The 25,361-nt window shown below is 72.6% G+C and carries 17 protein-coding genes; 12 read left to right on the top strand and 5 right to left on the bottom strand.

Annotated elements, in window-relative coordinates:
- Nucleotides 1–3: 3 nt before the first annotated feature.
- Nucleotides 4–1,185 (bottom strand): glycerophosphoryl diester phosphodiesterase membrane domain-containing protein, encoded by a 1,182-nt coding sequence (locus tag ACFV0O_RS38260; protein WP_360253515.1) that lies wholly within the window; start codon nucleotides 1,183–1,185, stop codon nucleotides 4–6.
- Between the two features lie 288 nt (nucleotides 1,186–1,473).
- On the opposite strand from ACFV0O_RS38260, the gene mtrA reads away from it, so the two are divergent.
- The 3 genes from mtrA to ACFV0O_RS38245 all read left to right on the top strand — a co-directional run bounded on the left by mtrA (nucleotide 1,474) and on the right by ACFV0O_RS38245 (nucleotide 6,140).
- Complete coding sequence (gene mtrA, locus ACFV0O_RS38255; protein WP_030061806.1) at nucleotides 1,474–2,151, top strand: MtrAB system response regulator MtrA; 678 nt, start codon at nucleotides 1,474–1,476, stop codon at nucleotides 2,149–2,151.
- A gap of 73 nt (nucleotides 2,152–2,224) precedes the next feature.
- Nucleotides 2,225–4,267 (top strand): MtrAB system histidine kinase MtrB, encoded by a 2,043-nt coding sequence (mtrB, locus tag ACFV0O_RS38250; RefSeq protein WP_380348947.1) that lies wholly within the window; start codon nucleotides 2,225–2,227, stop codon nucleotides 4,265–4,267.
- Nucleotides 4,242–6,140, top strand: coding sequence for an LpqB family beta-propeller domain-containing protein (locus ACFV0O_RS38245; protein WP_360253513.1), 1,899 nt, complete (start codon nucleotides 4,242–4,244; stop codon nucleotides 6,138–6,140). The genes mtrB and ACFV0O_RS38245 overlap by 26 nt, the downstream gene beginning before the upstream one ends.
- Before the next feature lie 87 nt (nucleotides 6,141–6,227).
- Here the strand turns inward: ACFV0O_RS38245 and ACFV0O_RS38240 are convergent, their stop codons facing one another.
- Nucleotides 6,228–6,950 carry a ComF family protein gene (locus ACFV0O_RS38240; protein WP_380348935.1) on the bottom strand — a complete coding sequence of 241 codons (723 nt, stop codon included), beginning with the start codon at nucleotides 6,948–6,950 and terminating at the stop codon, nucleotides 6,228–6,230.
- 368 nt (nucleotides 6,951–7,318) lie between these two features.
- Between ACFV0O_RS38240 and hpf the strand changes: the two genes are divergently transcribed.
- Together hpf and ACFV0O_RS38230 are read left to right on the top strand one after the other, a co-directional pair.
- Entirely contained in the window at nucleotides 7,319–8,014 is a 696-nt protein-coding gene (gene hpf, locus ACFV0O_RS38235; protein ID WP_380348932.1) for a ribosome hibernation-promoting factor, HPF/YfiA family, read from the top strand.
- A gap of 202 nt (nucleotides 8,015–8,216) precedes the next feature.
- Nucleotides 8,217–8,969, top strand: a complete 753-nt coding sequence (locus tag ACFV0O_RS38230; protein ID WP_380348930.1) for a response regulator — start codon at nucleotides 8,217–8,219, stop codon at nucleotides 8,967–8,969.
- 11 nt (nucleotides 8,970–8,980) lie between these two features.
- Here the strand turns inward: ACFV0O_RS38230 and ACFV0O_RS38225 are convergent, their stop codons facing one another.
- Entirely contained in the window at nucleotides 8,981–10,189 is a 1,209-nt protein-coding gene (locus tag ACFV0O_RS38225; RefSeq protein ID WP_380348929.1) for a winged helix-turn-helix domain-containing protein, read from the bottom strand.
- 47 nt (nucleotides 10,190–10,236) lie between these two features.
- Nucleotides 10,237–10,794, bottom strand: coding sequence for a GNAT family N-acetyltransferase (locus ACFV0O_RS38220; protein WP_380348927.1), 558 nt, complete (start codon nucleotides 10,792–10,794; stop codon nucleotides 10,237–10,239).
- A 242-nt stretch (nucleotides 10,795–11,036) separates the two neighbouring features.
- Between ACFV0O_RS38220 and secA the strand changes: the two genes are divergently transcribed.
- Nucleotides 11,037–13,799, top strand: a complete 2,763-nt coding sequence (gene secA / locus ACFV0O_RS38215) for a preprotein translocase subunit SecA (RefSeq protein WP_380348926.1) — start codon at nucleotides 11,037–11,039, stop codon at nucleotides 13,797–13,799.
- A 107-nt stretch (nucleotides 13,800–13,906) separates the two neighbouring features.
- Here the strand turns inward: secA and ACFV0O_RS38210 are convergent, their stop codons facing one another.
- Nucleotides 13,907–14,356, bottom strand: coding sequence for an Rv3235 family protein (locus ACFV0O_RS38210; RefSeq protein WP_380348924.1), 450 nt, complete (start codon nucleotides 14,354–14,356; stop codon nucleotides 13,907–13,909).
- 339 nt (nucleotides 14,357–14,695) lie between these two features.
- Here ACFV0O_RS38210 and ACFV0O_RS38205 point away from each other — a divergent pair, with 339 nt between their 5' ends.
- The 6 genes from ACFV0O_RS38205 to ACFV0O_RS38180 all read left to right on the top strand — a co-directional run bounded on the left by ACFV0O_RS38205 (nucleotide 14,696) and on the right by ACFV0O_RS38180 (nucleotide 25,264).
- The gene (locus ACFV0O_RS38205; protein WP_380348922.1) at nucleotides 14,696–15,907 is read left to right on the top strand and encodes a patatin-like phospholipase family protein; all 1,212 of its coding nucleotides are present in this window, start codon (nucleotides 14,696–14,698) and stop codon (nucleotides 15,905–15,907) included.
- Between the two features lie 112 nt (nucleotides 15,908–16,019).
- A complete protein-coding gene (locus ACFV0O_RS38200) occupies nucleotides 16,020–16,529 on the top strand; it encodes a DUF6912 family protein (protein WP_360253495.1) in 510 nt (169 codons plus the stop codon).
- Nucleotides 16,530–16,651: 122 nt separating this feature from the next.
- Nucleotides 16,652–17,308: an HAD family hydrolase gene (locus ACFV0O_RS38195; RefSeq protein ID WP_380348920.1), complete on the top strand. Its 657-nt coding sequence runs from the start codon at nucleotides 16,652–16,654 to the stop codon at nucleotides 17,306–17,308.
- A gap of 129 nt (nucleotides 17,309–17,437) precedes the next feature.
- Complete coding sequence (gene pruA / locus ACFV0O_RS38190) at nucleotides 17,438–19,069, top strand: L-glutamate gamma-semialdehyde dehydrogenase (RefSeq protein WP_380348945.1); 1,632 nt, start codon at nucleotides 17,438–17,440, stop codon at nucleotides 19,067–19,069.
- A gap of 281 nt (nucleotides 19,070–19,350) precedes the next feature.
- On the top strand, nucleotides 19,351–24,297 hold the full coding sequence (locus ACFV0O_RS38185; RefSeq protein WP_380348918.1) for an NAD-glutamate dehydrogenase: 4,947 nt from the start codon (nucleotides 19,351–19,353) through the stop codon (nucleotides 24,295–24,297).
- A gap of 127 nt (nucleotides 24,298–24,424) precedes the next feature.
- The gene (locus ACFV0O_RS38180) at nucleotides 24,425–25,264 is read left to right on the top strand and encodes a hypothetical protein (protein ID WP_380348916.1); all 840 of its coding nucleotides are present in this window, start codon (nucleotides 24,425–24,427) and stop codon (nucleotides 25,262–25,264) included.
- Nucleotides 25,265–25,361: the final 97 nt, after the last annotated feature.

Here is a 25,361-nt window from a genome sequence, read left to right as displayed (position 1 = left end):
GGTTCAGCGCCTCGCCGGGGTCTGGTCGCTGGGCTCGCCCCAGCCGGTGCCGCCGTACTCGGGCAGACCGGCGGCGCGGGCGAGCTCGATGTCCAGGGCTTCGCGACGGATCCGCTGGTCGACGTAGAGCAGCACGCCGACGGCCGCCATGAAGGGGGTGGTGAGGGTGCCGGCGATGATTCCGGCGACCGCCATGACGACCATCATCGCGACGCCCTGGTGGCTCGTGCCGGTCAGGCCGTTCGGGTCGAGGGTCTCGAAGCCGAGCATCAGGCCGATGAAGCGGAACGGGACGGCGATGACCACCGCGACGACCAGCGACAGCACCTTGCTCAGCAGGGTGATGCCGAAGATCCGCCACCAGGAGCCGCGGACCAGGCGCCGCGAGCGCGACAGTGCCGTGGCCACGCCCTGCTTCTCCAGCATCAGCGCGGGGGCGGCCAGGCTGTAGCGGACCCACAGCCAGGCGGCGACGGGCAGGGCCAGCAGGCCGACGAGGAAGAGCAGCGCGGTGGTCGCGGGCTCGTCGGCGCCGCCGGCGCCGTAACCGATCAGCGGGGCGAAGCCGAGCAGGGCCACGCCGGGGCCCATCAGGACGGTGAGCAGGGTGAGCCCGAGCAGCTGCAGGATCCGCGGCCGGGCGTCGCGCCAGGCTTCCCCGGCGGTCGCGGAGCGGCCGAGGACGGCGCGGCTGACGACGATGGTGAGGAGCGCGGCGGCGAGCACGTCGAGCAGCAACTGCAGCGGCAGGGCGGCGACCAGGCGCAGGGTCTGGGTGGCGGCGCCGGTCTTGCCCCTGACCAGGAGGTCCACCAGGACGGCTCCGGCCTGGGCGACCACGGCGATGCCGAGGGAGAGGGCGAGGACGGTCCGCCAGTGCCGGCGGACGGTGCCGACGGCGCCGTCGAGCAGCTCGCCGACGCCGAGCGGGCGCAGCGGGATGACGCCGGGCCTGGGGCTCTGCGGTGCGCCCCAGCCGTGGGGGTGCCGGCCGCCGGGGGGTTGCTGGCCCCACTGGGGCCGGTCGTACTGGCCGTACTGGCCCGGCTGGCCGGTCCAGCCGGGGGTGGCCTGCGGTGGTGCCGACGGCCCGGGCACGGCGGCGGGCGCGTCGGCCGGGGGCCGGACGCCGTCGCGGGGTGGCTCGGACGAGCTGGGCGAGGCCCAGCCCGGAGTGTCGGTCATCACTGCTCCTCGGAGGGGCGTCGTGGGCGCGGCTCCGGACGGATCTTCCGCCCGCACGCAGCGCCAATCGTGCCATGGGGCCGCAGGAGGCCCCATGGGGATCCGGTTGCTGATCGGCAACGGGCGGTCACGGTGGGTCGGGCGGTGGGCCGCGGACGGTTCGGAGGCGCTCGGGCCGTGGTCATTCGCCCGGTATGGCCGGAATGCGCCGGTGGGGGAAGTTGGCCGTTCTGGAGCAATGGCACTGCTGTGCGGCAGGTCACAATCCGGTAATGAGAGGATGGACGCATGAAGGGACGCGTCCTCGTCGTTGATGACGACTCCGCACTGGCCGAGATGCTCGGCATCGTGCTGCGTGGTGAGGGTTTTGAGCCGTTTTTCGTCGCGGATGGGGACAAGGCGCTAGCCGCGTTCCGGGAGACCAAGCCCGATCTGGTCCTGCTCGACTTGATGCTGCCCGGTCGGGACGGCATCGACGTCTGCAGGCAGATCCGGGCGGAATCCGGGATTCCGATCGTCATGCTGACCGCCAAGACCGACACGGTCGACGTGGTGGTGGGCCTGGAATCGGGTGCCGACGACTACGTCACCAAGCCGTTCAAGCCCAAGGAGCTGGTGGCCCGGGTCCGTGCGCGGCTGCGCCGCGCCGAGGAGCCGACACCCGAGCAGCTGACCATCGGCGATCTGGTGATCGACGTGGCCGGCCACTCGGTGAAGCGGGACGGCCGGGGCATCCCGCTGACCCCGCTGGAGTTCGACCTGCTGGTCGCGCTGGCCCGCAAGCCCTGGCAGGTGTTCACCCGCGAGGTGCTGCTGGAGCAGGTCTGGGGCTACCGCCACGCGGCGGACACCCGCCTGGTCAACGTCCACGTACAGCGCCTCCGCTCCAAGATCGAGAAGGACCCGGAGCGCCCCGAGATCGTGGTGACCGTCCGCGGCGTCGGCTACAAGGCCGGACCCAGCTGACGTGACGGACCGGGCTGACGAGACCCCGTCGGGTACCGCGACCGACGGGGCCGGAGCCGTGCGCGGGGACGTACTGAGTTCGACCACCCGCCGTCGGCGCCCCTCGGGCGTCGTCGGGCTGGCCAAGCGTCAGCTGCGCCGTCCCGTGCACCGGGTGTCCGCGCTGTACCGGCGGTCGATCCAGCTGCGCGTGGTCGCGGTGTCCCTGCTGGCGTCCATCGCGGTGGTCCTGGTGCTGGGCGTGGTCGTGGTGGCGCAGGTGCGCACCGGCCTGCTCGACACCAAGATGGACGCCGCCCGGGCGCAGGCCAGGATCGGCTTCCAGGTCGAGCAGAAGAAGATCGACGAGGCCAGGGACCAGAAGCTGCGGGGCACCGCCGACCCGACCGTCGACGAGACCGGCACCTGGCTGCTGCGGCAGGTCAACGACCTCGCCGGGAGCGGGCAGACCGTCTACTCGGTGATCGCGATGGCCCCCGGCAGCGGCGCCGTCGTCCCGGACACCGCCGGCTTCGCGCCGCGCTACTCCGGTGACATCCAGCCCAGCAGCATCCCGGACGCCCTGCGGGCCAAGCTCGCCTCCGAGCCCGGCCAGATGTTCGACCAGCCGACCCGGATCCACCGCTCGCCCGAGAGCGGCGGGAAGACCGAGCCCGGGCTGGCCCTCGGCATGCAGTTCATCGGTCCGGCCGCGGCCGGCAACAGCTACCAGATGTTCTACGTGTTCTCCTTCGGCCAGGAGACCGACACCCTCAACCTGGTCACCGGCACCCTGGCGACCGCCGGCGTGTTCGTGGTGATCCTGATGGGCGGCATCGCCTGGGTCGTGGTGCGCCAGGTGGTCACCCCGGTCCGGATGGCCGCCGGGATCTCCGAGCGGCTCGCCGACGGGCACCTGGAAGAGCGGATGAAGGTGACCGGGACGGACGACATCGCCCGCCTCGGGGAATCGTTCAACCGGATGGCCAACGCCCTGCAGGCGCAGATCCGCCAGCTGGAGGAGCTGTCCCGGGTGCAGCGGCGCTTCGTCTCGGACGTCTCGCACGAGCTGCGCACCCCGCTGACCACGGTGCGCATGGCCGCCGACCTCATCTACGACAGCCGCGAGGACCTGGACCCGATGGCCGCCCGCTCCGCGGAGCTGCTGCAGGGCCAGCTGGACCGCTTCGAGTCGCTGCTCGCCGACCTGCTGGAGATCAGCCGGTTCGACGCCGGCGCCGCGATCCTGGACGCCGAGCCGGTCGACCTGCGAGAGATCGTCGGCCGGGTGGTCGAGGCCGCCGAACCGCTCGCCGAGGCCAAGGGCAGCGCCGTGGTGATCCGCGGCGACGGCGAGCCGGTGCTGGCCGAGGTCGACTCCCGCCGGATCGAGCGCATCCTGCGCAACCTGGTCGTCAACGCGCTGGAGCACGGCGAGGGCCGCGACGTGGTGGTCCGGCTGGGCTCGGCGGACGGCGCGGTCGCGGTCGGCGTGCGCGACTACGGCATCGGCCTCAAGCCGGGCGAGGCGTCCCGGGTGTTCCACCGCTTCTGGCGGGCCGACCCGTCCCGGGTGCGGACCACCGGAGGCACCGGCCTCGGCCTGTCCATCGCCGTCGAGGACGCCCACCTGCACGGCGGCTGGCTCCAGGCCTGGGGCGAGCCCGGCGGCGGCTCGCACTTCCGGCTGACCCTGCCGCGCACCCGCGGCGGCGAGATCTCCCGGGCGCCCTTCCGGCTGGAGCCGGAGGACTCCCGCAACAACCGGGGCCTGGGCACGTACGGGACGCCGTACCGGCGGGCGATCAGCCCGGTCGGCTCGACGGCGATGACCGTCGCCGAGGAGCCGACGGAGGCGCCGGACGGCCTCGGTCTCGGTGCCGGCCTCGGCAGCGGGCTCGGCGGGGTGCTGAACATCGGCCCCGGCCTCGGCCAGCGCCGACTGCCCGAGGGGCCGCGTACGGACCCCTCGGACGTGCGGACGGCGGGTGCCGGGTACGGGGCGACCGGCGCCCAGGTCATGGTGGACCCGACGCCCGGACGGCCGTCGGTGGCACAGCGGACGGCTGAGCCGGACGTGATGGGTGGGACGGACCTGGAGGGGTCGCATCGTGCGAGGGACGAGCAACAGGACTGAGCCGCGGCGCCTCGCGGTGACCGGCGCGCTGCTCGCCCTGCTGGCGAGCGGCTGCGCCGCCATGCCGGACTCCGGCGGCATCACCAAGGTGGAGCTGTCCCAGGGCTCGGCGGACAAGAACCTGCAGGCCAGGGTCTACCCGGTGGCACCCGGCAAGGGAGCCAAGCCGCACGAGCTGCTGACCGGCTTCCTGGACGCGGTGACCGCCGACGAGGGGTACGAGACGGCGCGCAAGTACCTCACCGAGGGCGCCGCCGCGGCCTGGAAGCCGGAGGCCGGGATCCGGGTGCTCTCGTCCACCACCATCCCGGGCGGCCAGGACGTCACCAACGCGGACGGCCTGGACCCGGTGACGGTGACGGTCAGCGGGCAACTGGTCGCCAGCGTCGACGACAAGCACTCGTACCTGCCGGTGGCCGGGCAGAACAACAACGTCTCGTCCGACTTCACCTTCGTCCGGGAGAAGGACGGCGAGTGGCGGATCGACAAGCTGCCGTCCGGCGTGATCATGAACGAGACCAACTTCCGGAACAGCTTCCGCCAGGTCGAGCGGTTCTTCTACACCTCGCCGGACCCGTCCGCGGTGGCCTCGGGGAACGTCGGCCAGGAGGTGCTGGTCGCTGACCCGATCTACCTGCGGCGCCGAATAGACCCGCTGACCTCGGCAGCCCAGGCGGTGGCCGACGGGCCCTCCACCTGGCTCTCGCCGGTGGTCCGCACGGCCTTCCCGAACGCCGCCCGGGTCGACCGGGTGACCATCGACGACGGCCGGGTCGCCCACGTGCAGCTCGGCGGCGCCGACGTCAGCGAGCCGATGGCCTGCCGGCGGATGGCGACCCAGCTCTTCTACACCCTCGCCGACCAGGGCAAGGGGCAGGTCGAGCGGCTGGAACTGAAGGGGCAGCGAGGCTCCTGCACCGCCAGCCGCACCGACGTGCCGGCCACCGGCCCCGGGGCCCTGGCCGGATCGACGGCCGCGACGCAGTACTACCAGCGCGCCGACGGCTCCCTGGTGGCGACCGACGAGGGGCGTGCCGGCGACCCGGTCCGCGGCGTCCTCGGCAAGCCGCAGTCGAACACCAAGCCGCCGCTCGGCGCCGTCGCGGTCAGCCGGGGCGGCGCCCAGGCCGCCGTGATCAGCGAGGACGGCCACCAGGTCTACTCGGTGCAGCTGACGGACGCGGCGGTCGCCCTGGGCGAGCCGGTGCTCAGCTCGACGGCGAAGTCGGGCGACAAGGAGGACGGCTTCGCCTCGCCCAGCTGGGACGGCCGCGGCGACCTCTGGGTGGTGGACCGCAACCAGCAGGGGCAGCGCGTCGTGATGGTGCGCGGCAACAAGTCGTACACCGTGCCGGTCGAGGGGCTGACCGGGCAGACCGTGCAGGCGCTGAAGATCTCCTCGGACGGCGTCCGGGTCGCCCTGGTGGTCAAGACCCCGGGCGTGGCCATCCGCTCGCTGATGTTCGGCCTGGTGGTGCACGGCGGCACCCCGCAGGCGCCGACGGTGAAGATCACCGGGCTGCGCCGGGCCGCCCCCACGCTCACCGACGTCGCCTCGGTGTCCTGGGCGGACGCCGACCAGCTGCTGGTGCTCGGCAAGGAGGCCGACCGGACCCAGCAGCTCTACTTCATCAGCACCGACGGCTCGCAGAGCACCGACACCCAACTGCAGAGCGCCGACAGCATGATGACCGTCGCGGCCTCGGAATCCCGGGCGGACAGCCTGACCCAGGCGCCGCCGGTCCTCGCGATGGCGGAGGTCAAGCAGGCGGACGGCAAGCCGAGCGAGCTCAAGGCCTACCGGCTGGTCAACAACCAGTGGCGGGAGGCCCCGCTGGTCGACAAGCCGCGGTCCTTCTTCTACGCGGGCTGACGCCCGGTCGGGAGGGGCGGACGGACCGTCCGCGCGGGCTGACACCGGGTCCGGCGTGCTGCCCGCGGGGCGGCGCGCCGGTGGCGGTCAGCCCGCCGGGCGCATCGAGGTGGCCGCGACCGCGGCGCCGGCCCGGGCCGGCAGGCCGGCGTCGGCCAGCGCCCGGGCGGCCTCGGCGAGGCTGGCCCCGGTGGTCACCAGGTCGTCCACCAGGACGGGGTGACGGCCCGCCAGGCCCGCCCGGGCGCGCGGCAGCACGGTGAGCGCGCCGTGCAGGTTGCGGCGCCGCTCCGCCGCGTTCAGCCCGGTCTGGTCGGCGACCGGGCGGGCGTGCCGCAGCAGCGCCGCGGCCCGGGTGTCCAGGCCGGCCCGGCGCAGCGAGCGGGCGGCGGCCCCGGCCAGTCGCAGCGTCGGGTCGTGGCCGCGGGCGCGGACGGCCGCGCGGGCCGAGGGCATCGGCACCAGCAGCAGCGGCGCGGTGCCGGCCCGCGCTCCCAGGGCGGAGCACACGGCCCGGCCGAGGGCCTCGCCGAGCGGGCCGGCCAGTCGGAGTGCGCCGCGTTCCTTGTGGGCGAGCAGCAACTGCCGGACCGGGTCGCCGTAGGGGGCTGCGGCGTGCGCCCAGGGCAGCAGGGTGGGGCCGGGCCGCGCGGTGGCCAGGACGTGCCGGCAGGCCGGGCAGAGCTGGGTGCGTTCGCTGCCGCAGCCGGCGCAGTTCGCGGGGAGCAGGACGTCCAGCAGCCCGGCCAGTGCGTGGCCGAACGGTCCGTGGCCGGACGGTGGGCGAGGGGGCGAGGGGTGCGGTGGCACGGCTGCTCCTGGCGGCGGCAGGCACGGGGAGTGAGCAAAGGATCCGCCGTATGGGGGGTGTTGTCCAGGTATTTACCGATACTTCACTCGTGGGAGGGTAGACAGGGTGCAACAGCTTGACCGCCCGCTCGCAGTATCGGGTCATACCCCGTTTCTCGCCTGGGGAGGCGAAAACCCCCTGTGAGGTGTTCGATGAGGCTCCAGGGGGTTTCAACCGTCCCTGGTGGGGAGGAAGTGAGGTGAGGGCCAGTCGTTTCCGCCGCTGGCGGCGGGGCGGGGGGCCGGCAGTGGATGGGCTGGTCCAGCTGGGTCTCAGCCCGATCCGGTAGCACCCGGATCGGCGTCAGCACGAGGGATCGGAGTTCTGCGTGGACATCGTCGTCAAGGGCCGCAAGACCGAGGTGCCCAAGAGGTTCCGCGAGCACGTGGCCGAGAAGCTGGAGAAGGTCCAGAAGTTCGACGGCAAGGTGATCAGCCTCGACGTCGAGGTGTCCAAGGAGCACAACCCGCGGCAGGCCGACCGGTCGGAGCGGGTGGAGATCACTCTCCGTACCCGTGGGCCGGTGATCCGGGCCGAAGCCGCCGCCGCCGACCCGTACGCGGCGCTCGACCTGGCTTCGGCGAAGCTCGACGCGCAGCTGCGCAAGTCCGCAGACCGGCGCCGGGTGCACAAGGGCGGCGCGAACGGCCGCACCCCCATCAGCGTCGCCGAGGCGACCGCGGCCCTGGCCGCGCTGCCGGAGCCGTCGACGCTGGAGGGCGGGACCAACGGCGCCGTCCGCAAGACCATGATGGGATCCCTGGAAGTGGAGGGCGAAGGCCCGCTGGTGGTCCGGGAGAAGACGCACCCGGCCGCCCCCATGGCGCTGGACCAGGCGCTCTACGAGATGGAACTGGTCGGCCACGACTTCTACCTCTTCGTGGAGAAGGACAGCGGCCTGCCCAGCGTCGTCTACCGCCGGCACGGCTACAACTACGGTGTCATCCACCTGCAGACGGACCTGCAGGCCGGGCCGGGCAGTGGCGCGGGCGGCGCGATCGGCGAGGCCGACGACGAGGACTGACCGTTCGAGCGGTGATGGAGGGGTGACCCCGGTGGCAGCGACCGCCGGGGTCACCGGCGTTCCGGGGGCGGGGTGGTTCGAACGCGGTCGGGTCCGGGGCCGGGGTCACCCGATGCGGGGGAATCGGTGCCGGAGGGTGACCTCGGCGGCTGCCGGGCGTGGAATGATTGGCGCACGACGACCCGCGAAGGGGGAGGAGCGGATGGGGGATCACTTCGGGCTGGGGCCCGCGGCTGGGCCCGGGCTGCCGTTGGGGCCGGAGGAGGAGCCCGCGTACGCGCCGCGCCGGGGTGAGCCGATCCGTGTGCTGGTGGTGGACGACCACGCCCTGTTCCGGCGGGGGCTGGAGATCGTCCTCGCCGAGGAGCAGGACATCAAGGTCGTCGGCGAGGCGGGGGACGGCGCCGAGGCGGTGCTGAAGGCCGCCGACCTGCTGCCGGACATCATCCTGATGGACGTCCGAATGCCGCGGCGCAGCGGGATCGAGGCCTGTACGGCGATCAAGGACGTGGCACCCAGCACCAAGATCATCATGCTGACGATAAGCGACGAGGAGGCCGACCTCTACGAGGCGATCAAGGCGGGGGCCACCGGCTACCTGCTCAAGGAGATCTCCACCGACGAGGTCGCCACGGCGATCCGCGCGGTCGCCGACGGGCAGTCGCAGATCAGCCCGTCGATGGCCTCCAAGCTGCTCACCGAGTTCAAGTCGATGATCCAGCGACGTTCCGACGACCGGGACCTGGTGCCCGCGCCCCGGCTCACCGACCGGGAGCTGGAGGTGCTCAAGCTGGTGGCGACCGGGATGAACAACCGGGAGATCGCCAAGGAGCTGTTCATCAGCGAGAACACCGTGAAGAACCACGTGCGCAACATCCTGGAGAAGCTCCAACTGCATTCCAGGATGGAGGCGGTGGTGTACGCGATGCGGGAGAAGATCCTCGAAATAGGGTGAGCCGGCCGCGCTCACGCCAGCAGCTTCTCCAGGGCCGGGCGCAGCCGCTCGTCGTGCAGCGCCCCGACCCGCACGGTGTCGCAGCCGACCCAGGAGGCCGCCTCGCGCAGGGCCGTCGCCAGCGGCTCGACGTACCGGGCGTCCCGCCCCCGGTCCCCGGTGAGCGAGATCTGCCGGGCGACCAGGGTGCGGCCCTCGCGGGCCGGGTCGACCCGGCCGACCAGCCGGCCGCCGGCCAGCAGCGGCATCGCGAAGTAGCCGTGCACCCGCTTGTGCTTGGGGGTGTAGGCCTCCAGCCGGTGCTCCATGGCGAAGATCCGCTCCGTCCGCGGGCGGTCCCAGACCAGCGAGTCGAACGGCGAGAGCAGCGTGGTGCGGTGGCGCCCGCGCGGGGTGGTGGCCAGGGCGGCCGGGTCGGCCCAGGCGGGGGCCGGGGCGCCGTCCGGGCCCCAGCCGGCCACCTCGACGGGGACGAGCCCGGAGTCGGCGAGCACCGCGTCCAACTGCTCGGCGCGCAGACGGTGGTAGTCCTGGAGGTCGGCCCGGGTGGCCACTCCGAGTGCGGCGCCGGCCTGGCCGACCAGCGTGCGCACGCACTCCTCGTCCGACGGCTCCTGGCCGAACAGCGCGTCCGGGACGGCCTGTTCGGCCAGCGCGTAGACCCGCTTCCAGCTCCGGCGCTCGGTGCAGACCACGTCGCCGAAGGCCAGCGCCCGTTCGACCGCGATCTTGGTGTCGGACCAGTCCCACCACTCGGCGGTCTTCTTGGCGCCGCCCAGCTCGGTCGAGGTCAACGGTCCCTCGGCGCGCAGCTTGTCGAGCACCAGGCGGTAGGTCTCGGGCGTGACCTGGTGGCCTCCCCACAGGTGGCCGCGGGCGCGGTAGTGGCGGCGCCGGAAGGCGAACAGCGGCCACTCCTCGACCGGCAGGACGCAGGCCGCGTGCGACCAGTACTCGAAGCTCGTGCCGCCGCCCCAGTACGCCGCCTCGACCGCCGGGCGGCCGACCGCGCCGAGGCGGGCGTACGGCACCAGCTCGTGGGAACGGGCGAGCACCGAGATGGTGTCCAGCTGGACGGCGCCCAGGTGCCGCAGCACCCCGCGCACCCCGGCCCGGCGGTCGGGCGCGCCGAGCAGCCCCTGGGCGCGCAGGGCGATCCGGCGGGCTTCGTCGGCGCTCAGGACGGTGACGGGGGTGCTGGGCGCGGCTGCGGCGGTCATGCCGGCGAGCGTAGTCCGGGGCACCGACAGCGGCCCCGGGCCCGTCCTCAGCCCAGGTCGGAGGGCAGCAGCGAGGCGACCCAGGCGTCGTGGAAGACGCCGCGCTGCTCGGCGTACGAGCGCAGCGTGCCCTCGAAGCGGTAGCCGGCCCGCTCGGCGACCGCGCGGGAGCCGTCGTTGCCGACGTAGGCCTGCCACTCCAGGCGGCGCAGGCCGAGCTCGCGCAGACCGAAGCGGGAGACCGCTCGGGCGGCCTCGGTCGTGTAGCCGCGGCCGCGGAACTCCTTCACGGCCCACCAGCCGATCTCGGCGCAGCCCGGGTCGTTCTCGCGCAGGACCAGCCCCTGGGAACCGACCAGGGCGCCGGATCCGCGCTCGAACACGCACCAGATCCGGTTCGCGCCGGTGCGCCAGCCCTCGGTGGCGAGATCGCGTACGAAGAACTCCGCGTCCTCGCGCCGGTACGGAGAGGGAACCACCGTCCAGCGCTGGATCTCCGGGTCCTGGCAGGCAGCGAAGACGGTGTCGACGTCCGATTCCCGCGGGGCCCGCAGGACGAGGCGCTCGGTGGTGAGGGTGACCGGTTCGGTGAGGGTTTCCGCCATGAACGGATTATTCCGCCGTGCACGGAAAGCGGGCATCCGAATATGCGGCCAACTCCTGGACCTGCCGACCCTTTTGTCCCGGTGGACGGTGCTATCGGGTCATGTGCTCGCGCGGGTGACACGGGAATACCGTGCTGACGCACCTCCCGGGGCATTGGACTCCTCGCATACGATGGCCCGTGCGGTGGGGTGGACCCCCCGTGCAGTCGTCCAGTGCCAATACAGGCAAGGAGCCCGCTCAAGTGTCCGTCTTCGACAAGATCCTGCGCGCCGGCGAGGGCAAGATCCTTCGCAAGCTGCAGCGGATTGCTGCCCAGGTCAACTCCATCGAAGAGGACTTCGTCAACCTCACCGACGCCGAGCTGCGCGCGCTGACCGACGAGTACAAGCAGCGGATCGCGGACGGCGAGAGCCTGGACGACATCCTCCCCGAGGCGTTCGCCACCGTCCGCGAGGCCGCCAAGCGCGTGCTCGGCCAGCGGCACTACGACGTCCAGCTCATGGGTGGCGCGGCCCTGCACCACGGGTACGTCGCCGAGATGCGCACCGGTGAGGGCAAGACCCTCGTCGGCACCCTCCCGGCGTACCTGAACGCGCTGACCGGCAAGGGCGTCCACCTGATCACCGTCAACGACTACCTCGCCGAGCGCGACTCGGAGTGGATGGGCCGGGTGCACCGCTTCCTCGGTCTCGAAGTCGGCGTGATCCTCGGGAACATGACGCCCGCCGAGCGCAAGGTCCAGTACGGGATGGACATCACGTACGGCACCAACAACGAGTTCGGCTTCGACTACCTGCGCGACAACATGGCCTGGTCTAAGGACGAACTCGTCCAGCGCGGCCACAACTTCGCGGTCGTCGACGAGGTCGACTCGATCCTCATCGACGAGGCCCGCACCCCGCTGATCATCTCCGGCCCGGCCGACCAGGCGACCAAGTGGTACGCCGACTTCGCCAAGCTGGTGCAGCGCCTGAAGATCGACCGCGACTACGAGGTCGACGAGAAGAAGCGCACCGTCGGCATCCTGGAGGACGGCGTCAGCCGGGTCGAGGACTACCTCGGCATCGACAACCTCTACGAGTCGGTGAACACCCCGCTGGTCGGCTTCCTGAACAACGCCATCAAGGCCAAGGAGCTGTACAAGGCGGACAAGGACTACGTCGTCATGAACGGCGAAGTCATGATCGTCGACGAACACACCGGCCGCATCCTGGCCGGCCGCCGCTACAACGAGGGCATGCACCAGGCGATCGAGGCCAAGGAGGGGGTGGAGGTCCAGAACGAGAACCAGACCCTGGCCACCATCACCCTGCAGAACTTCTTCCGCCTGTACAGCAAGCTCGCGGGCATGACCGGTACCGGCACCACCGAGGCCGCCGAGTTCCACCAGATCTACAAGCTCGGCGTGGTGCCGATCCCGACCAACAAGACGCCGCTGCGCATCGACCAGCCCGACCTGATCTACAAGTCGGAGCCGGCCAAGTTCGCCGCCGTGGTCGAGGACATCGCCGAGAAGCACGAGAAGGGCCAGCCGGTGCTGGTCGGCACCGTGTCGGTCGAGAAGTCCGAGTACCTGTCGCAGGAGCTGCGCAAGCGCGGCATCCCGCACGAGGTGCTGAACGCCAAGCACCACGAGCGCGAGGCGCAGATCGTCGCGCAGGCCGGCCGCAAGGGCGCCGTGACCGTCGCCACCAACATGGCCGGCCGCGGCACCGACATCATGCTGGGCGGCAACGCCGACCACCTGGCCGCCGCCGAGCTGGCGCAGCGCGGGCTCACCCCGACCGACACCCCGGACGAGTACGAGGCCTCCTTCCCGGCCGCCCTGGAGAAGGCCAAGGTCTCGGTCAAGGCCGAGCAGGACGAGGTCAAGGAGGCCGGCGGCCTCTACGTCCTCGGCACCGAGCGGCACGAGTCCCGCCGGATCGACAACCAGCTGCGCGGCCGCTCCGGCCGTCAGGGCGACCCGGGCGAGTCCCGCTTCTACCTGTCGCTGGGCGACGACCTGATGCGCCTGTTCAAGGCCGGCATGGTCGAGCGCGTGCTCTCGATGGCCAACGTGCCCGAGGACGTGCCGATCGAGTCCAAGATGGTCACCCGCGCGATCGCCTCCGCGCAGACCCAGGTCGAGCAGCAGAACTTCGAGATCCGCAAGAACGTCCTCAAGTACGACGAGGTGCTCAACCGCCAGCGCGAGGTCATCTACGGCGAGCGCCGCCGCGTGCTGGAGGGCGAGGACCTGCAGGAGCAGGTCGGCCACTTCATGGACGACACCGTCGAGGCCTACGTCAAGGCGGCCACCGGCGAGGGCTTCGAGGACGACTGGGACCTGGACAAGCTCTGGACCGCGCTCAAGCAGCTCTACCCGGTCGCCCTGGACCTGGCGGAGCTGGAGGAGGAGGTCGGCGGTCCGGCCGGCCTGACCCCCGAGTTCCTGGTCAAGGTCGTCCAGGAGGACATCCAGGCGCAGTACGGCGCCCGTGAGGACCAGCTCGGCGAGGAGATCATGCGCGAGCTGGAGCGCCGGGTCGTGCTGTCGGTGCTGGACCGCCGCTGGCGCGAGCACCTCTACGAGATGGACTACCTCCAGGAGGGCATCGGCCTGCGGGCCATGGCGCAGCGCGACCCGCTGGTCGAGTACCAGCGCGAGGGCTTCGACATGTTCACCGCGATGATGGAGGGCATCAAGGAGGAGTCCGTCGGCTACCTGTTCAACCTGGAGGTCCAGGTCGAGCAGCAGGTCGAGGAGGTCCCGGTCGAGGACGCCCAGGTGGTGCTCGACAAGCTGGAGAAGGACGCCGCCCGCCCGGAGATCAAGGCCAAGGGCCTGGAGGCCCCGAAGCCGCAGCGGCTGCACTACACGGCCCCCTCGGAGGAGGTCGGCGGCGGTGTGGTCGAGGGCGACTTCGAGGACCTCGCGCCGGAGGACGAGGGCGACGGGATGACCCGCGCCGAGCGCCGCAAGGCCGCCAAGTCGGCCAAGGGCCGCCGCCGCAAGGCCTGAGCCGGCCGCGCGGCCCGCAGGGGCCGCGGGACACCAGGCAGGACGCCGCACAGGGCGCCGCTCCCGGACGGGGGCGGCGCCCTGCGCCGTCCCCCGGTCGCGTGCGGTCACCGGGCCTCCACGGCGGTGCACTGCCACTGCCCGGCCGGGCCGCGCTGCTCCAGCCGGAAGGCCACCATGTGGTGCCGGCGGCCCAGGTCGACCCGGACGCAGGCCTCGACCGCGTCGGGCGAGGGCGAGCGGTCGTGCACCGGGCCGAGCCGGGGCCGGTCGGCGGCCCCGCCGCGGCGCAGCGCGCCCGTCCGGACCAGCGAGGCGAGCTGCCCGTAGCCGTCCAGGCTGGTGTGCCGCATCAGTTGCCCGGAGGGCCGCGCGCCGGTGAGCACCTCGACCAGCTGGTGGGCGAAGCGGGAGGCCAGCGCCCGGGGGTCGGCGGTGGGGGCGCCGGCGCCGGCGCAGGCGGTGCGCGGGTGCCGGGGGTGGCGCCCGGCCGGGTCGCAGGCGCCGCCGACGGTGCGCGGGCGGCGGGGCGGGCGGGTGGCGGGGTGGGTGGTCACGGTGGCTCCTCGACGGGGTGGTACGGGTACGGACGGGTCCAGGCTGGGGGCGCCGCCCGTGGCGCGGCAACGCCTTTCCGGAGCGGTCGGAGCCCGCTCCCGGATTCACCTATCCGGGTGAATCGGCCAGTGTGGTGACGGGTCGGGGCGGCTGTCGGAGGGCACCGGGTTGACGGCCGGGAGCCGTTCGTACGGCTCGAAAGGGGACGGTCCGACTGGGCGGACCGGGTGGCGGCGCCGGGGCGTCGCATTGCGCCGTCCCGCCCCGGCGCGCACCATCGGAGCCTGACCGGGAACCGCGGGGAGCCGACGACGCCCCCAGGACGACGGGCGGGCGGAATGACGACGACACGGGTAGCAGCAGCGGTGCCGGCCCCGACGGTCGCGGGCGCCGCGCCGCGCGCCGGGGGCGCACCCCGGCGGGGCCTGGTGCTGGGCGGCGGCGGGATGCTCGGCGCGGCCTGGACGGTCGGCGCGCTGTGCGCCGTCGAGGAGGCCACCGGGCGCCGGCCCGGCGACGCCGACGTCCTGCTCGGCACCTCGGCGGGCGCGATCCTCGCCGCGATGCTGTCCGGCGGCGTCCACCCCGAACAGCTGCGCGACCACCAGCGCGGCCTGCCGGTCGCCGACGGCCCGCTGGCCGGGCTCGCCTTCGACTACGACACCGCGGTCGGCGGTGCGCTGCCGCCCAGGCCGCGGGCCGGCATCGGCTCGCCGGGCCTGCTGCGCGACGCCGTCCGGCACCCGCGCGAGTACCCGTTGCTGACCATGGTCTCGGCGATGGCGCCGCACGGCCGCGGCTCGCTGGCCCCGGTCGGCGAGCTGGTGCGCGGGCTGCTCGGCCCGGCCGGCTGGCCGGATCCGGACCCGGACCCGGACCCGGACCCGGACCCGGTCGCGGACCCGGAGGGGGACGTGGAGCGGGCCGTCCCCGGCGCGGGTGGCACGACGGTGCCGGCGGCGGGCTCACCGCTGCGGGTGGCGGCCGTGGACTACCGCAGCGGCCACCGGGTGGTCTTCGGCGACCCGGACGCCCCGGCGGTCGCGGTCGCCGACGCCGTGATGGCCTCCTGCGCCATCCCCGGCTGGTTCGCGCCGGTGCGCCTGAACGGTTCGGCGTACGTGGACGGCGGCTGCTGGTCGGCCACCAACGCCGACCTGATGCTCGGCCGCGGCCTGGACGAGGTGTACGTGCTGGCCCCGATGGCCCTGCGGCTGGACCCCGGGCCCGCGAGGGCCGGGCGCGCCGCGGCGGCCGGTGCGGCCGGACGCGGGCGCGACACCCTGGCCGCGCTGCGCGAGTGGCGTGACCGGGACCGCCCGCGCGGCGTACTGGCCCAGCTGGTCAGCCGCTACCGCCGCGCCGTCACCCGGCAGCTGCTGCGCGAGGCCGCGCTGCTGCGGGCCGAGGGCGTCCGGGTGCGGCTGCTCGCGCCGACCCTGGCGGACCTGGCGGTGATGGGCCCGAACATGATGGACCCGGCCCGTCGCGGAGCCGTCCTGGAATGCGCGCTGCGCACCAGCCGGGAGGCGCTGCGGGCCGCACGGTGACCGGGCCCGGACCGGGGGTGATCACGGGAGCCCCGCGGAGCTTATTCTTGGGGCGCTGGAGAATCCGTTCCGCTGGACGAAGCCCGCTGGATCGAACCGGAGAGTGCCACCGATGCGCGTGTACGTGCCCACCACCCTGACCGGCCTGGCGGCGGCGCACGAGGGCGGCGCCCTGGAGCAGTCCGCGGCGTACGCCGTGACCCCCGCGCTGCGCGAGTGGTACGTCAGCGACGACATCGAGGAACTGGAGTACGCGGCGCTCAACCGGGCCGCGCAGTCCTCCCTGCGGCTGCTGGCCGCCGACCCGGACGCCCCGCGCCGCCGGGTCGTGGTGGCGCTGGACGTGGCCGACGCGTCCGTGCGGCCGTTCCCCGGCGACGAGTACCAGGACCAGGCCTCGCTCGGCCGGGTGGTGCTGGCCGGCCCGGTGCGGCTGGCCAAGGCGGCCGCGGTGCACGCGGACGTGTCCGACGACGAGGTGGTCACGGACGTCGCCGCCGCGGTGGCGGCGGTGGCCGCGGCCGACGCGGGCGACCAGGACGCCCAGTTCACCGTGGACGGCGCCGAGGACCACGACCTGCTCTGGTTCGCGACCCAGGAGATCCCCGCGCTGTTCGCCTGAGCCGGCACACCGGCCGCCCGTGCGCCCCGGCGCCCCGGGCGCACGCCCGGCGAGCCGGGTGGGGCGGGTGCGTGAGTTCCGCCCTACCGGCGCGTCGGTGCCCGGCGTTACCGTTGTTCCCCGTGCGCACTCACATCGTTTGGGACTGGAACGGCACCCTCTTCCACGACATGGAAGCGGTGCTCGGGGCGAGCAACGCCGCGTTCGCGACCATCGGCGTCGGGCCGATGAGCCTGCAGGAGTACCGGGAGCAGTACGAGATCCCGATCCCGCGCTTCTACCAGCGGCTGCTCGGCCGGGAGCCCTCCGCGCAGGAGTGGCTGGAGCTGGACGGCGCCTTCCACGACCGCTACCGCGAGCTGAGCCCGTCCTGCGGGCTGACCGACGGCGCCCGCGAGCTGATGGCCGACTGGCAGGCGGCCGGGCACAGTCAGTCGCTGCTGTCGCTGTACGTGCACGACAAGCTGGTGCCGCTGGTCGAGACCTTCGGCCTGACCGGCCACTTCCTGCGGGTGGACGGCCGCAGCGGCCCGGCCGGCGGGCAGAAGGCGGAGCACCTGGTGCGGCATCTGGCCGCGCTCGGCGAGCAGGTGGACCCGGCCCGTACGGTCCTCATCGGCGACGCCGCGGACGACGCCCTGGCGGCGCTGAGCGTGGGCGCGCGGGCGGTGCTGTACACCGGCGGCTCGCACACCCGGGAGAAGCTGGAGCCGGTCGGCGTGCCCGTGGTGGACACCCTGGCCGAGGCGGTCGACCTGGCGGGCCGGCTCACCCGCTGAGCCCCCCGGGCGTGACCGCAGTGGCGGGCGCCACGTCCGCCGTCCGCGTGTCTGAGCGGGCGGACCGGGCCGTCGCTGGTCAGGCTGGACCGACAGCCGAGCAACCAGCAGGACGGAGCCGCCATGCCCATCGACGCAGTCACCGAGGTGCCGACCCCGGTCAACGAGCCGGTGCACGGGTACGCACCCGGCAGTGCGGAGCGGGACCGGCTGGTCCGCCGGCTGGACGAGCTGGCGGCCGAGCAGGTCCCGCTGCCGATGACCATCGGCGGTGAGCAGCGCTTCGGCGGCGGCGAGCGGATCGAGGTCGTGCAGCCGCACCACCACGCGGCCAAGCTCGGCGTGCTCGGCAACGCCACCCGGGAGGACGCCAGGGCCGCGGTGGACGCCGCGCTGGCCGCCGGGCGGCAGTGGCGCTCGCTCTCCTTCGACGACCGGGCGGCGGTCTTCCTGCGCGCCGCCGACCTGCTCGCCGGGCCCTGGCGGGAGACGCTCAACGCGGCCACCATGCTCGGCCAGTCCAAGACCGCGCAGCAGGCCGAGATCGACTCCGCCTGCGAGTTGATCGACTTCTGGCGGTTCAACGTCCACTTCGCCCGGCGGATCCTGGCCGACCAGCCGATCTCCTCGCCCGGCGTGTGGAACCGCACCGACCACCGCCCGCTGGAGGGCTTCGTCTACGCGGTGACCCCGTTCAACTTCACCGCGATCGCCGGCAACCTGCCCACCGCGCCCGCGCTGATGGGCAACACCGTGGTCTGGAAGCCCGCGCCGACCCAGACCCTGGCCGCCCACCACCTGATGCGGCTGCTGGAGGCGGCCGGCCTGCCGCCCGGGGTGATCAACATGGTCACCGGCGACGGCTTGCAGGTCTCGCCGGTCGCGCTGGCCGACCCGGCGCTCGCCGGGCTGCACTTCACCGGCTCCACCGCCACCTTCCAGTCGCTGTGGCAGACCGTCGGCGCCAACATCGGCGGCTACCGCACCTACCCGAGGATCGTCGGCGAGACCGGCGGCAAGGACTTCCTGCTGGCCCACCGCTCGGCCGACCCGGAGATCCTGAGGACCGCGCTGCTCCGCGGCGCCTTCGAGTACCAGGGCCAGAAGTGCTCCGCGCTGTCCCGGGCCTACCTGCCGCGCAGCCTCTGGCAGAGGATCAAGGACGACTTCCTGGCGGAGGTGGACGCGCTCGCGGTGGGCGACGTCACCGACCTGTCCAACTTCATGGGCGCCCTGATCGACCGGCGCGCCTTCGAACGGAACCGGGACGCCATCGAGCGCGCCAAGGTGGACCCGACGGTCGAGCTGGCGGCCGGCGGCCAGTACGACGACGCGATCGGCTGGTTCGTCCGGCCGACCGTCCTGGTCTCCTCGGACCACCGGGGCGAGATCTTCCGGACCGAGTACTTCGGGCCGATCCTCGCCGTCCACGTGTACGAGGACTCCCGCTGGGACGACGTCCTCCGCCGGGTCGACGGCGGGGCACCGTACGGCCTGACCGGCTCGGTGATCGCGCAGGATCGTTACGCCATCGCCCAGGCCGTCGAGGAGCTGCGGTTCGCCGCCGGGAACTTCTACATCAACGACAAACCCACCGGCGCCGTCGTCGGCCAGCAGCCCTTCGGCGGGGGCCGGGCCTCCGGCACCAACGACAAGGCCGGTGCCGCCCAGAACCTCCTGCGGTGGACCTCGGCGCGGTCGATCAAGGAGTCCTTCGTACCTCCGACCCGGCACCGGTACCCGCACATGGGCCGAGAGTGAACATGAGCCTCCGGTTTGGACATGCTGTCCAGGACGGACCCGACATCCTGCAGGTTTGCGCCTCCCCGTCCCTGTCCACCTTCGATTGATCCGGTTAGGCTGGCTGGCGTCGTCGGGTGGCTTGCAGGACGAACGTGTCGTCCTACCCACTGGGAGGACGTTTCATGCGCGCCATGAGCCCCTTTCAGTCGGATAGTGCGGCAGGATTGCGGCTGACCCGTCGGTGTACACCCACACACCAACCGAGTCACGCAACGGCGCGCGACAGGAGCCAAGAAGTCATGCAGACCAAGCTGGACGCAGCCAAGGCCGAACTGCTCAAGAAGGCAGCCGCAGCCGCTGAGAACAGCCAGGTGGGGGGAGCGGCGCCGGGGGAGGGTCTGAGCAACGGCGCTCTGACCGCGTACCTGCACCACTACTACCTCCACACCGCGCCCGAGGACCTGGTCGACCGCGACCCGGTCGACGTCTACGGCGCGGCCGCCTCCCACTACCGCCTGGGCCTCAAGCGCCCGCAGGGCACCGCCGAGGTGCGGGTCTACACCCCCTCGGTCGAGGAGAACGGCTGGTCCTGCGGCCACACGGTCGTCGAGGTCGTCACGGACGACATGTCCTTCCTGGTCGACTCCGTCACCAACGAGCTGTCCCGCCAGGACCGCGGCATCCACATCGTGATCCACCCCCAGCTGGTCGTCCGCCGTGACATCACCGGCAAGCTGCTGGAGATCCTGGACGTCGACGCCTGCTCCCGCAGCCAGGCCGCCGGCACCGAGTGGCCCGCCGACGCGACCGTCGAGTCGTGGATGCACATCGAGATCGACCGCGAGACCGACCGCGACGACCTGCGCACCATCGAGGGCAACCTGCGCCGCGTGCTCGGCGACGTCCGCGAGGTCGTCGAGGACTGGGCCAAGATGCGCGAGAGCGCGCTGCGCCTGGCCGACGAACTGGCCGAGGAGCCCCCGGCCGGCCTGCCCGAGCAGGAGGTCGGCGAGGCCTGGGAGCTGATGCGCTGGCTCGCCGACGACCACTTCACCTTCCTCGGCTACCGCGAGTACGACCTGGTCGAGCACGAGGGCGAGGAGGTCCTCAAGGCCGTCGCCGGGACCGGCCTCGGCATCCTGCGCTCCGACCCGCACAGCCACGACGACCGCCACCACTCGGTCAGCGAGGCCTTCGGCCGGCTCTCCGCGCCGGTGCGCGCCAAGGCCCACGAGAAGAAGCTGCTCGTCCTGACCAAGGCCAACAGCCGTGCCACCGTGCACCGCCCGGCCTACCTGGACTACGTCGGCGTGAAGAAGTTCAACGCCGCCGGTGAGCCGATCGGCGAGCGCCGCTTCCTCGGCCTGTTCTCCTCCGCGGCCTACACCGAGTCGGTCACCCGCATCCCGGTCGTGCGCCGCAAGGTCCAGGCCGTGCTGGAGGACTCCGGCTTCTCCGGCGAGAGCCACGACGGCCGCGACCTGCTGCAGATCATGGAGACCTTCCCGCGGGACGAGATCTTCCAGACCCCGGCCTCCGAGCTGCTCTCCATCGCCACCAGCGTGCTCTACCTGCAGGAGCGCCGTAAGCTGCGCCTCTTCCTGCGTCAGGACGAGTACGGGCGCTACTTCTCCGCCTTCATCTACCTGCCGCGCGACCGCTACACCACGCGGATCCGGCTGCTGCTCACCGACATCCTCAAGGAAGAGCTGAACGGCGCCACCATCGACTACACGGTGTACGCCACCGAGTCGGTGCTGACCCGCCTGCACTTCGTGGTCCGGGTCGCCCCGGGCACCGAGCTGCCCCGGCTCACCGACTCCGACATCGAGCGGATCGAGAACCGACTGGCCGAGGCCGCCCGGTTCTGGATGGACGGCTTCCACGACCAGCTGCACCTGGAGCTCGGCGAGGAGAAGGCCGCCGAACTCGGCCACAAGTACGCCAACGCCTTCCCCGACGGCTACCGCGCCGACTTCCCGCCGCGCACCGCCGTCTCCGACATCAAGCAGATCGAGTCGCTGCACGGCGAGGGCGACTTCCGCCTGAACCTGTACCAGCCCGTCGGCGCCGGCGACGACGAGCGCCGCTTCAAGATCTACCGGGTCGGCGGCCCGATCTCGCTCACCGAGGTCCTGCCGGTGCTCCAGCGCCTGGGCGTCGAGGTGCTCGACGAGCACCCGTACGCGCTGCGCCGCTCCGACGGCACCACGGCGTGGGTCTACGACTTCGGTCTGAAGCTGCGCGAGGCCACCGAGCTCACCGACGAGGCCCGCGACCGCTTCCAGGAGACCTTCGCCGCCACCTGGACGGGCAAGGCCGAGAACGACGGCTTCAACGAGCTGGTGCTGACCGCCGGGCTGACCTGGCGCCAGGCGATGATGCTCCGCGCGTACGCCAAGTACCTTCGCCAGGCGGGCTCCACGTTCTCCCAGGACTACATGGAGGACGCGCTCCGCAACAACACCCACACCACCCGCCTGCTGGTCAACCTGTTCGAGGCGCGGCTGAGCCCGAGCCACCGCTCGGGCGCCCTGGAGCTGACCGAGGGCATCCTGGAGGAGCTGACCGGGGCCCTCGACGAGGTCGTCTCGCTGGACGAGGACCGCATCCTGCGCTCCTTCCTGAACCTCATCAAGGCCACCCTGCGGACCAACTTCTTCCAGCACGCCGCCGACGGCGAGTGGCACTCCTACGTGTCGATGAAGTTCGACCCGAAGGCCGTCCCGGACCTGCCGGCCCCGCGCCCGGCGTTCGAGATCTGGGTCTACTCCCCGCAGGTCGAGGGCGTGCACCTGCGCTTCGGCAAGGTCGCCCGCGGCGGTCTGCGCTGGTCCGACCGGCGCGAGGACTTCCGCACCGAGATCCTGGGCCTGGTCAAGGCGCAGATGGTCAAGAACACCGTCATCGTGCCGGTCGGCGCCAAGGGCGGCTTCGTCGCCAAGCAGCTGCCGGACCCGTCGGTGGACCGCGACGCCTGGCTGGCCGAGGGCATCTCCTCGTACAAGACCTTCATCTCGGCACTGCTCGACATCACCGACAACCTGGTCGGCGGCGCGGTCGTCCACCCGGCCGACGTGGTCCGCCACGACGAGGACGACACCTACCTGGTCGTCGCCGCCGACAAGGGCACCGCGACCTTCTCCGACATCGCCAACGGCGTCGCGGAGTCGTACGGCTTCTGGCTGGGCGACGCGTTCGCCTCCGGCGGCTCGGCCGGCTACGACCACAAGGGCATGGGCATCACCGCCCGCGGCGCCTGGGAGTCGGTCAAGCGCAACTTCCGCGAGCTCGGCGTCGACACCCAGTCCGAGGACTTCACCGTCATCGGCATCGGCGACATGTCCGGCGACGTCTTCGGCAACGGCATGCTGCTCAGCGAGCACATCCGCCTGGTCGCCGCCTTCGACCACCGCCACATCTTCATCGACCCCAACCCGGACGCGGCCACCTCGTACGCCGAGCGCCGCCGCCTCTTCGACCTGCCGCGCAGCTCCTGGGACGACTACGACAAGTCGCTGATCTCGGCCGGCGGCGGGGTGTACCCCCGCTCGGCGAAGGCGATCCAGCTGACCCCGCAGGCCCGGGCCGCCCTCGGCGTCCAGACGGGCAAGCTCACCCCGGCCGAGCTGATGAAGGCGATCCTGCAGGCACCGGTCGACCTGTTCTGGAACGGCGGCATCGGCACCTACGTCAAGGCCTCCGCCGAGACCAACGCCGAGGTCGGCGACAAGGCCAACGACGCGATCCGCGTCAACGGCGAGCAGGTCCGGGCCCGGGTCATCGGCGAGGGCGGCAACCTCGGCTGCACCCAGCTCGGCCGCATCGAGTACGCGGCCACCGGCGGCCCGGAGGGCACCGGCGGCTGGATCAACACCGACGCGATCGACAACTCGGCCGGTGTGGACACCTCGGACCACGAGGTCAACATCAAGATCCTGCTCAACCAGGTCGTCGCCGAGGGCGACATGACGGTCAAGCAGCGCAACGTCCTGCTGGCCGAGATGACCGACGAGGTCGGCCACCTGGTGCTGCGCAACAACTACGCGCAGAACGTGGTGCTGGCCAACGCCGTCGCCCAGGCGCACAGCATGGTCAACGTCCACGCGCGGATGATCAACCGCTTCGAGGCGGCCGGCCGTCTCGACCGGGGGCTGGAGTTCCTGCCCACCGAGCGCCAGATCCGTGACCGCCAGCAGAACGGCCGCGGGCTCTCCCAGCCCGAGATGTCCGTGCTGCTCGCCTACACCAAGATCATCCTGGCCGACGAGCTGCTCGCCACCGACCTGCCCGACGACCCGTACTTCCGCACCGCGCTGCACGACTACTTCCCCAGCGCGCTGCGGGCCCGGTTCGCCGACGCGATCGACAACCACGCGCTGCGCCGCGAGATCATCACCACGCTGATCGTCAACGACACGATCAACCGCGGTGGCTGCACCTTCGCCTTCCGCCTGAAGGAGGAGACCGGCGCGACCTACGAGGAGATCGCCCGGACGCACACCGCCGCGCGGGCCGTCTTCGGCCTGGAGACGATCTGGGGCGAGATCGAGGGCCTGGACAACCGGGTCCCGGCCCGGGTGCAGACCAAGATGCGCCTGCACTCGCGCCGCCTGGTCGAGCGCGCCACCCGGTGGATGCTCAACAACCGCCGCCAGCCGCTCGACATCGCCGGGACCATCGAGTTCTTCCACGACCGGGTCAACCAGGTCTGGGGCTCGCTGCCCAAGCCGCTCCGCGGCGAGGACCTGGCCTGGTTCGAGTCCATCCACGGCGAACTCGCCGCGGCCGGGGTGCCGGAGGAACTGGTCACCCGGATCGCCGGCCTCTCCTCGGTCTTCCCGACCCTGGACATCACCGAGGTCGCGGACCGCTCCGGCAAGGACGTCGCCGACGTCGCCGAGCTCTACTACGACCTGGGCGACCGGCTGCAGATCTCGCACCTGCTCGACCGCATCATCGAGCTGCCCCGCACCGACCGCTGGTCGTCGATGGCCCGGGCCGCGATCCGCGAGGACCTGTTCGCGGCGCACGCGGCGCTGACCGCCGACATCCTGGCCTGCGGCCCCGACGGCGCCACCCCGGAGGAGCGCTACACCGCCTGGGCGGAGCTCAACGCCACCCTGCTCAACCGCGCCAAGAGCACCCTCGACGACATAAGGGGTTCGGACAACTACGAGCTGTCCAGCCTGTCGGTCGCGATGCGCGTCATCCGCACCCTGCTGCGCACCGGTTCGATGCGCTGACGGACAGCCGCACGGAAGGGCCCGCGTCCACGGACGCGGGCCCTTCCGCGTACCGCGCGGCAACCGGTTGTGGATCGTGGGCCGACCTTCGCTACGGTGATCCCGAACGATCAAGGGGGATCACGACATGGGGAAGAACCGAGCTCCGGTCCGCGCGGTGGGCGTGGGCATCTCGGTGGTGCTGCTGGTCGCCGGAGCGGCAGCCTGCACGTCCGACGACAAGAAGGGCGCGGCCGGGGCCGGCGCGGCGGCGACGGCCGGCGCGCCCTCGGCGGCGCCCACGACCAAGGGGCCGGAGGCCTTCTCGGCGGCCGGCTACCGCGGCCTGAAGCCCGGCACGACGAAGGACGCCGGCCTGGCCACCGGCGCGCTGGAGACCGCGCCGGTCTCGCTGCTCGACGGCTGCACGGACTTCGTCTACAAGGGCGGCCCGGCGCCCGACCAGGCCCGGATGACCGCGGAGGCGGCCACCGAAGCCCGCTACAAGGACCTGAACGCCAAGGCCGACGCGGCCTCCGGCAAGGCGCCCGCCCCGGCGGGCACCGTGCCGCCGAACGCCTCCGCGAAGGACGCGGCGGCGGCCGCCGCCGGCTCGGCCGCCGCGGCCAAGGACTCGGCCGCCACCGCCAAGCTGATGGCGGACGCGACGCAGTCCATCGTCGACCTGATGGTGGCCCGGGAGACCAAGGAGAAGGCGTACCTGGCCACCGGCCGGGTCTCCTTCGCCGCGGCCGGCCTGCGCGAGCTGGTCGCCCCGGCCGAGGCGAGGACGGCCGAGGGCATCGGCGCCGGTGCCACCCTGGAGGCCCTGCAGCAGGCCTACGGCGCCAAGGGCCTGCAGGCGGCCAAGAGCGGTAAGTACGTCCTCCCGGTGGAGGGCCAGCAGGGCTGGCAGTACGAGTTCACCATGGACGGCGGCAACGTCGCCGGGATGGCCCTGGTCAACCGCGAGCTGAAGTGCGTCTGACCGACTGACCGGCCGCGGGGGGGGGGGGGGGGGCGGCGCCCGCGCGCCCCGGGCGGCCCCCCGGCGGCCGCGGGGCGGCGCGGCCCCCCCCCCCCCC

Source organism: Kitasatospora sp. NPDC059577, assembly GCF_042735475.1.
Classification (GTDB): domain Bacteria; phylum Actinomycetota; class Actinomycetes; order Streptomycetales; family Streptomycetaceae; genus Kitasatospora.
Note: the sequence above shows the minus strand (reverse complement) of the source record. Positions and strands in the feature narration are given on the sequence as shown.

What these genes read in the sequence shown, in the direction of transcription:
- ACFV0O_RS38260 (WP_360253515.1), bottom strand. Translation starts at nt 1,185, where the DNA reads ATGACCGACACTCCGGGCTGGGCCTCGCCCAGCTCGTCCGAGCCACCC.
- mtrA (WP_030061806.1), top strand. Translation starts at nt 1,474, where the DNA reads ATGAAGGGACGCGTCCTCGTCGTTGATGACGACTCCGCACTGGCCGAG.
- ACFV0O_RS38220 (WP_380348927.1), bottom strand. Translation starts at nt 10,794, where the DNA reads ATGGCGGAAACCCTCACCGAACCGGTCACCCTCACCACCGAGCGCCTC.
- ACFV0O_RS38185 (WP_380348918.1), top strand. Translation starts at nt 19,351, where the DNA reads ATGCAGACCAAGCTGGACGCAGCCAAGGCCGAACTGCTCAAGAAGGCA.
- ACFV0O_RS38205 (WP_380348922.1), top strand. Translation starts at nt 14,696, where the DNA reads ATGACGACGACACGGGTAGCAGCAGCGGTGCCGGCCCCGACGGTCGCG.
- ACFV0O_RS38230 (WP_380348930.1), top strand. Translation starts at nt 8,217, where the DNA reads ATGGGGGATCACTTCGGGCTGGGGCCCGCGGCTGGGCCCGGGCTGCCG.
- ACFV0O_RS38180 (WP_380348916.1), top strand. Translation starts at nt 24,425, where the DNA reads ATGGGGAAGAACCGAGCTCCGGTCCGCGCGGTGGGCGTGGGCATCTCG.
- ACFV0O_RS38200 (WP_360253495.1), top strand. Translation starts at nt 16,020, where the DNA reads ATGCGCGTGTACGTGCCCACCACCCTGACCGGCCTGGCGGCGGCGCAC.
- ACFV0O_RS38225 (WP_380348929.1), bottom strand. Translation starts at nt 10,189, where the DNA reads ATGACCGCCGCAGCCGCGCCCAGCACCCCCGTCACCGTCCTGAGCGCC.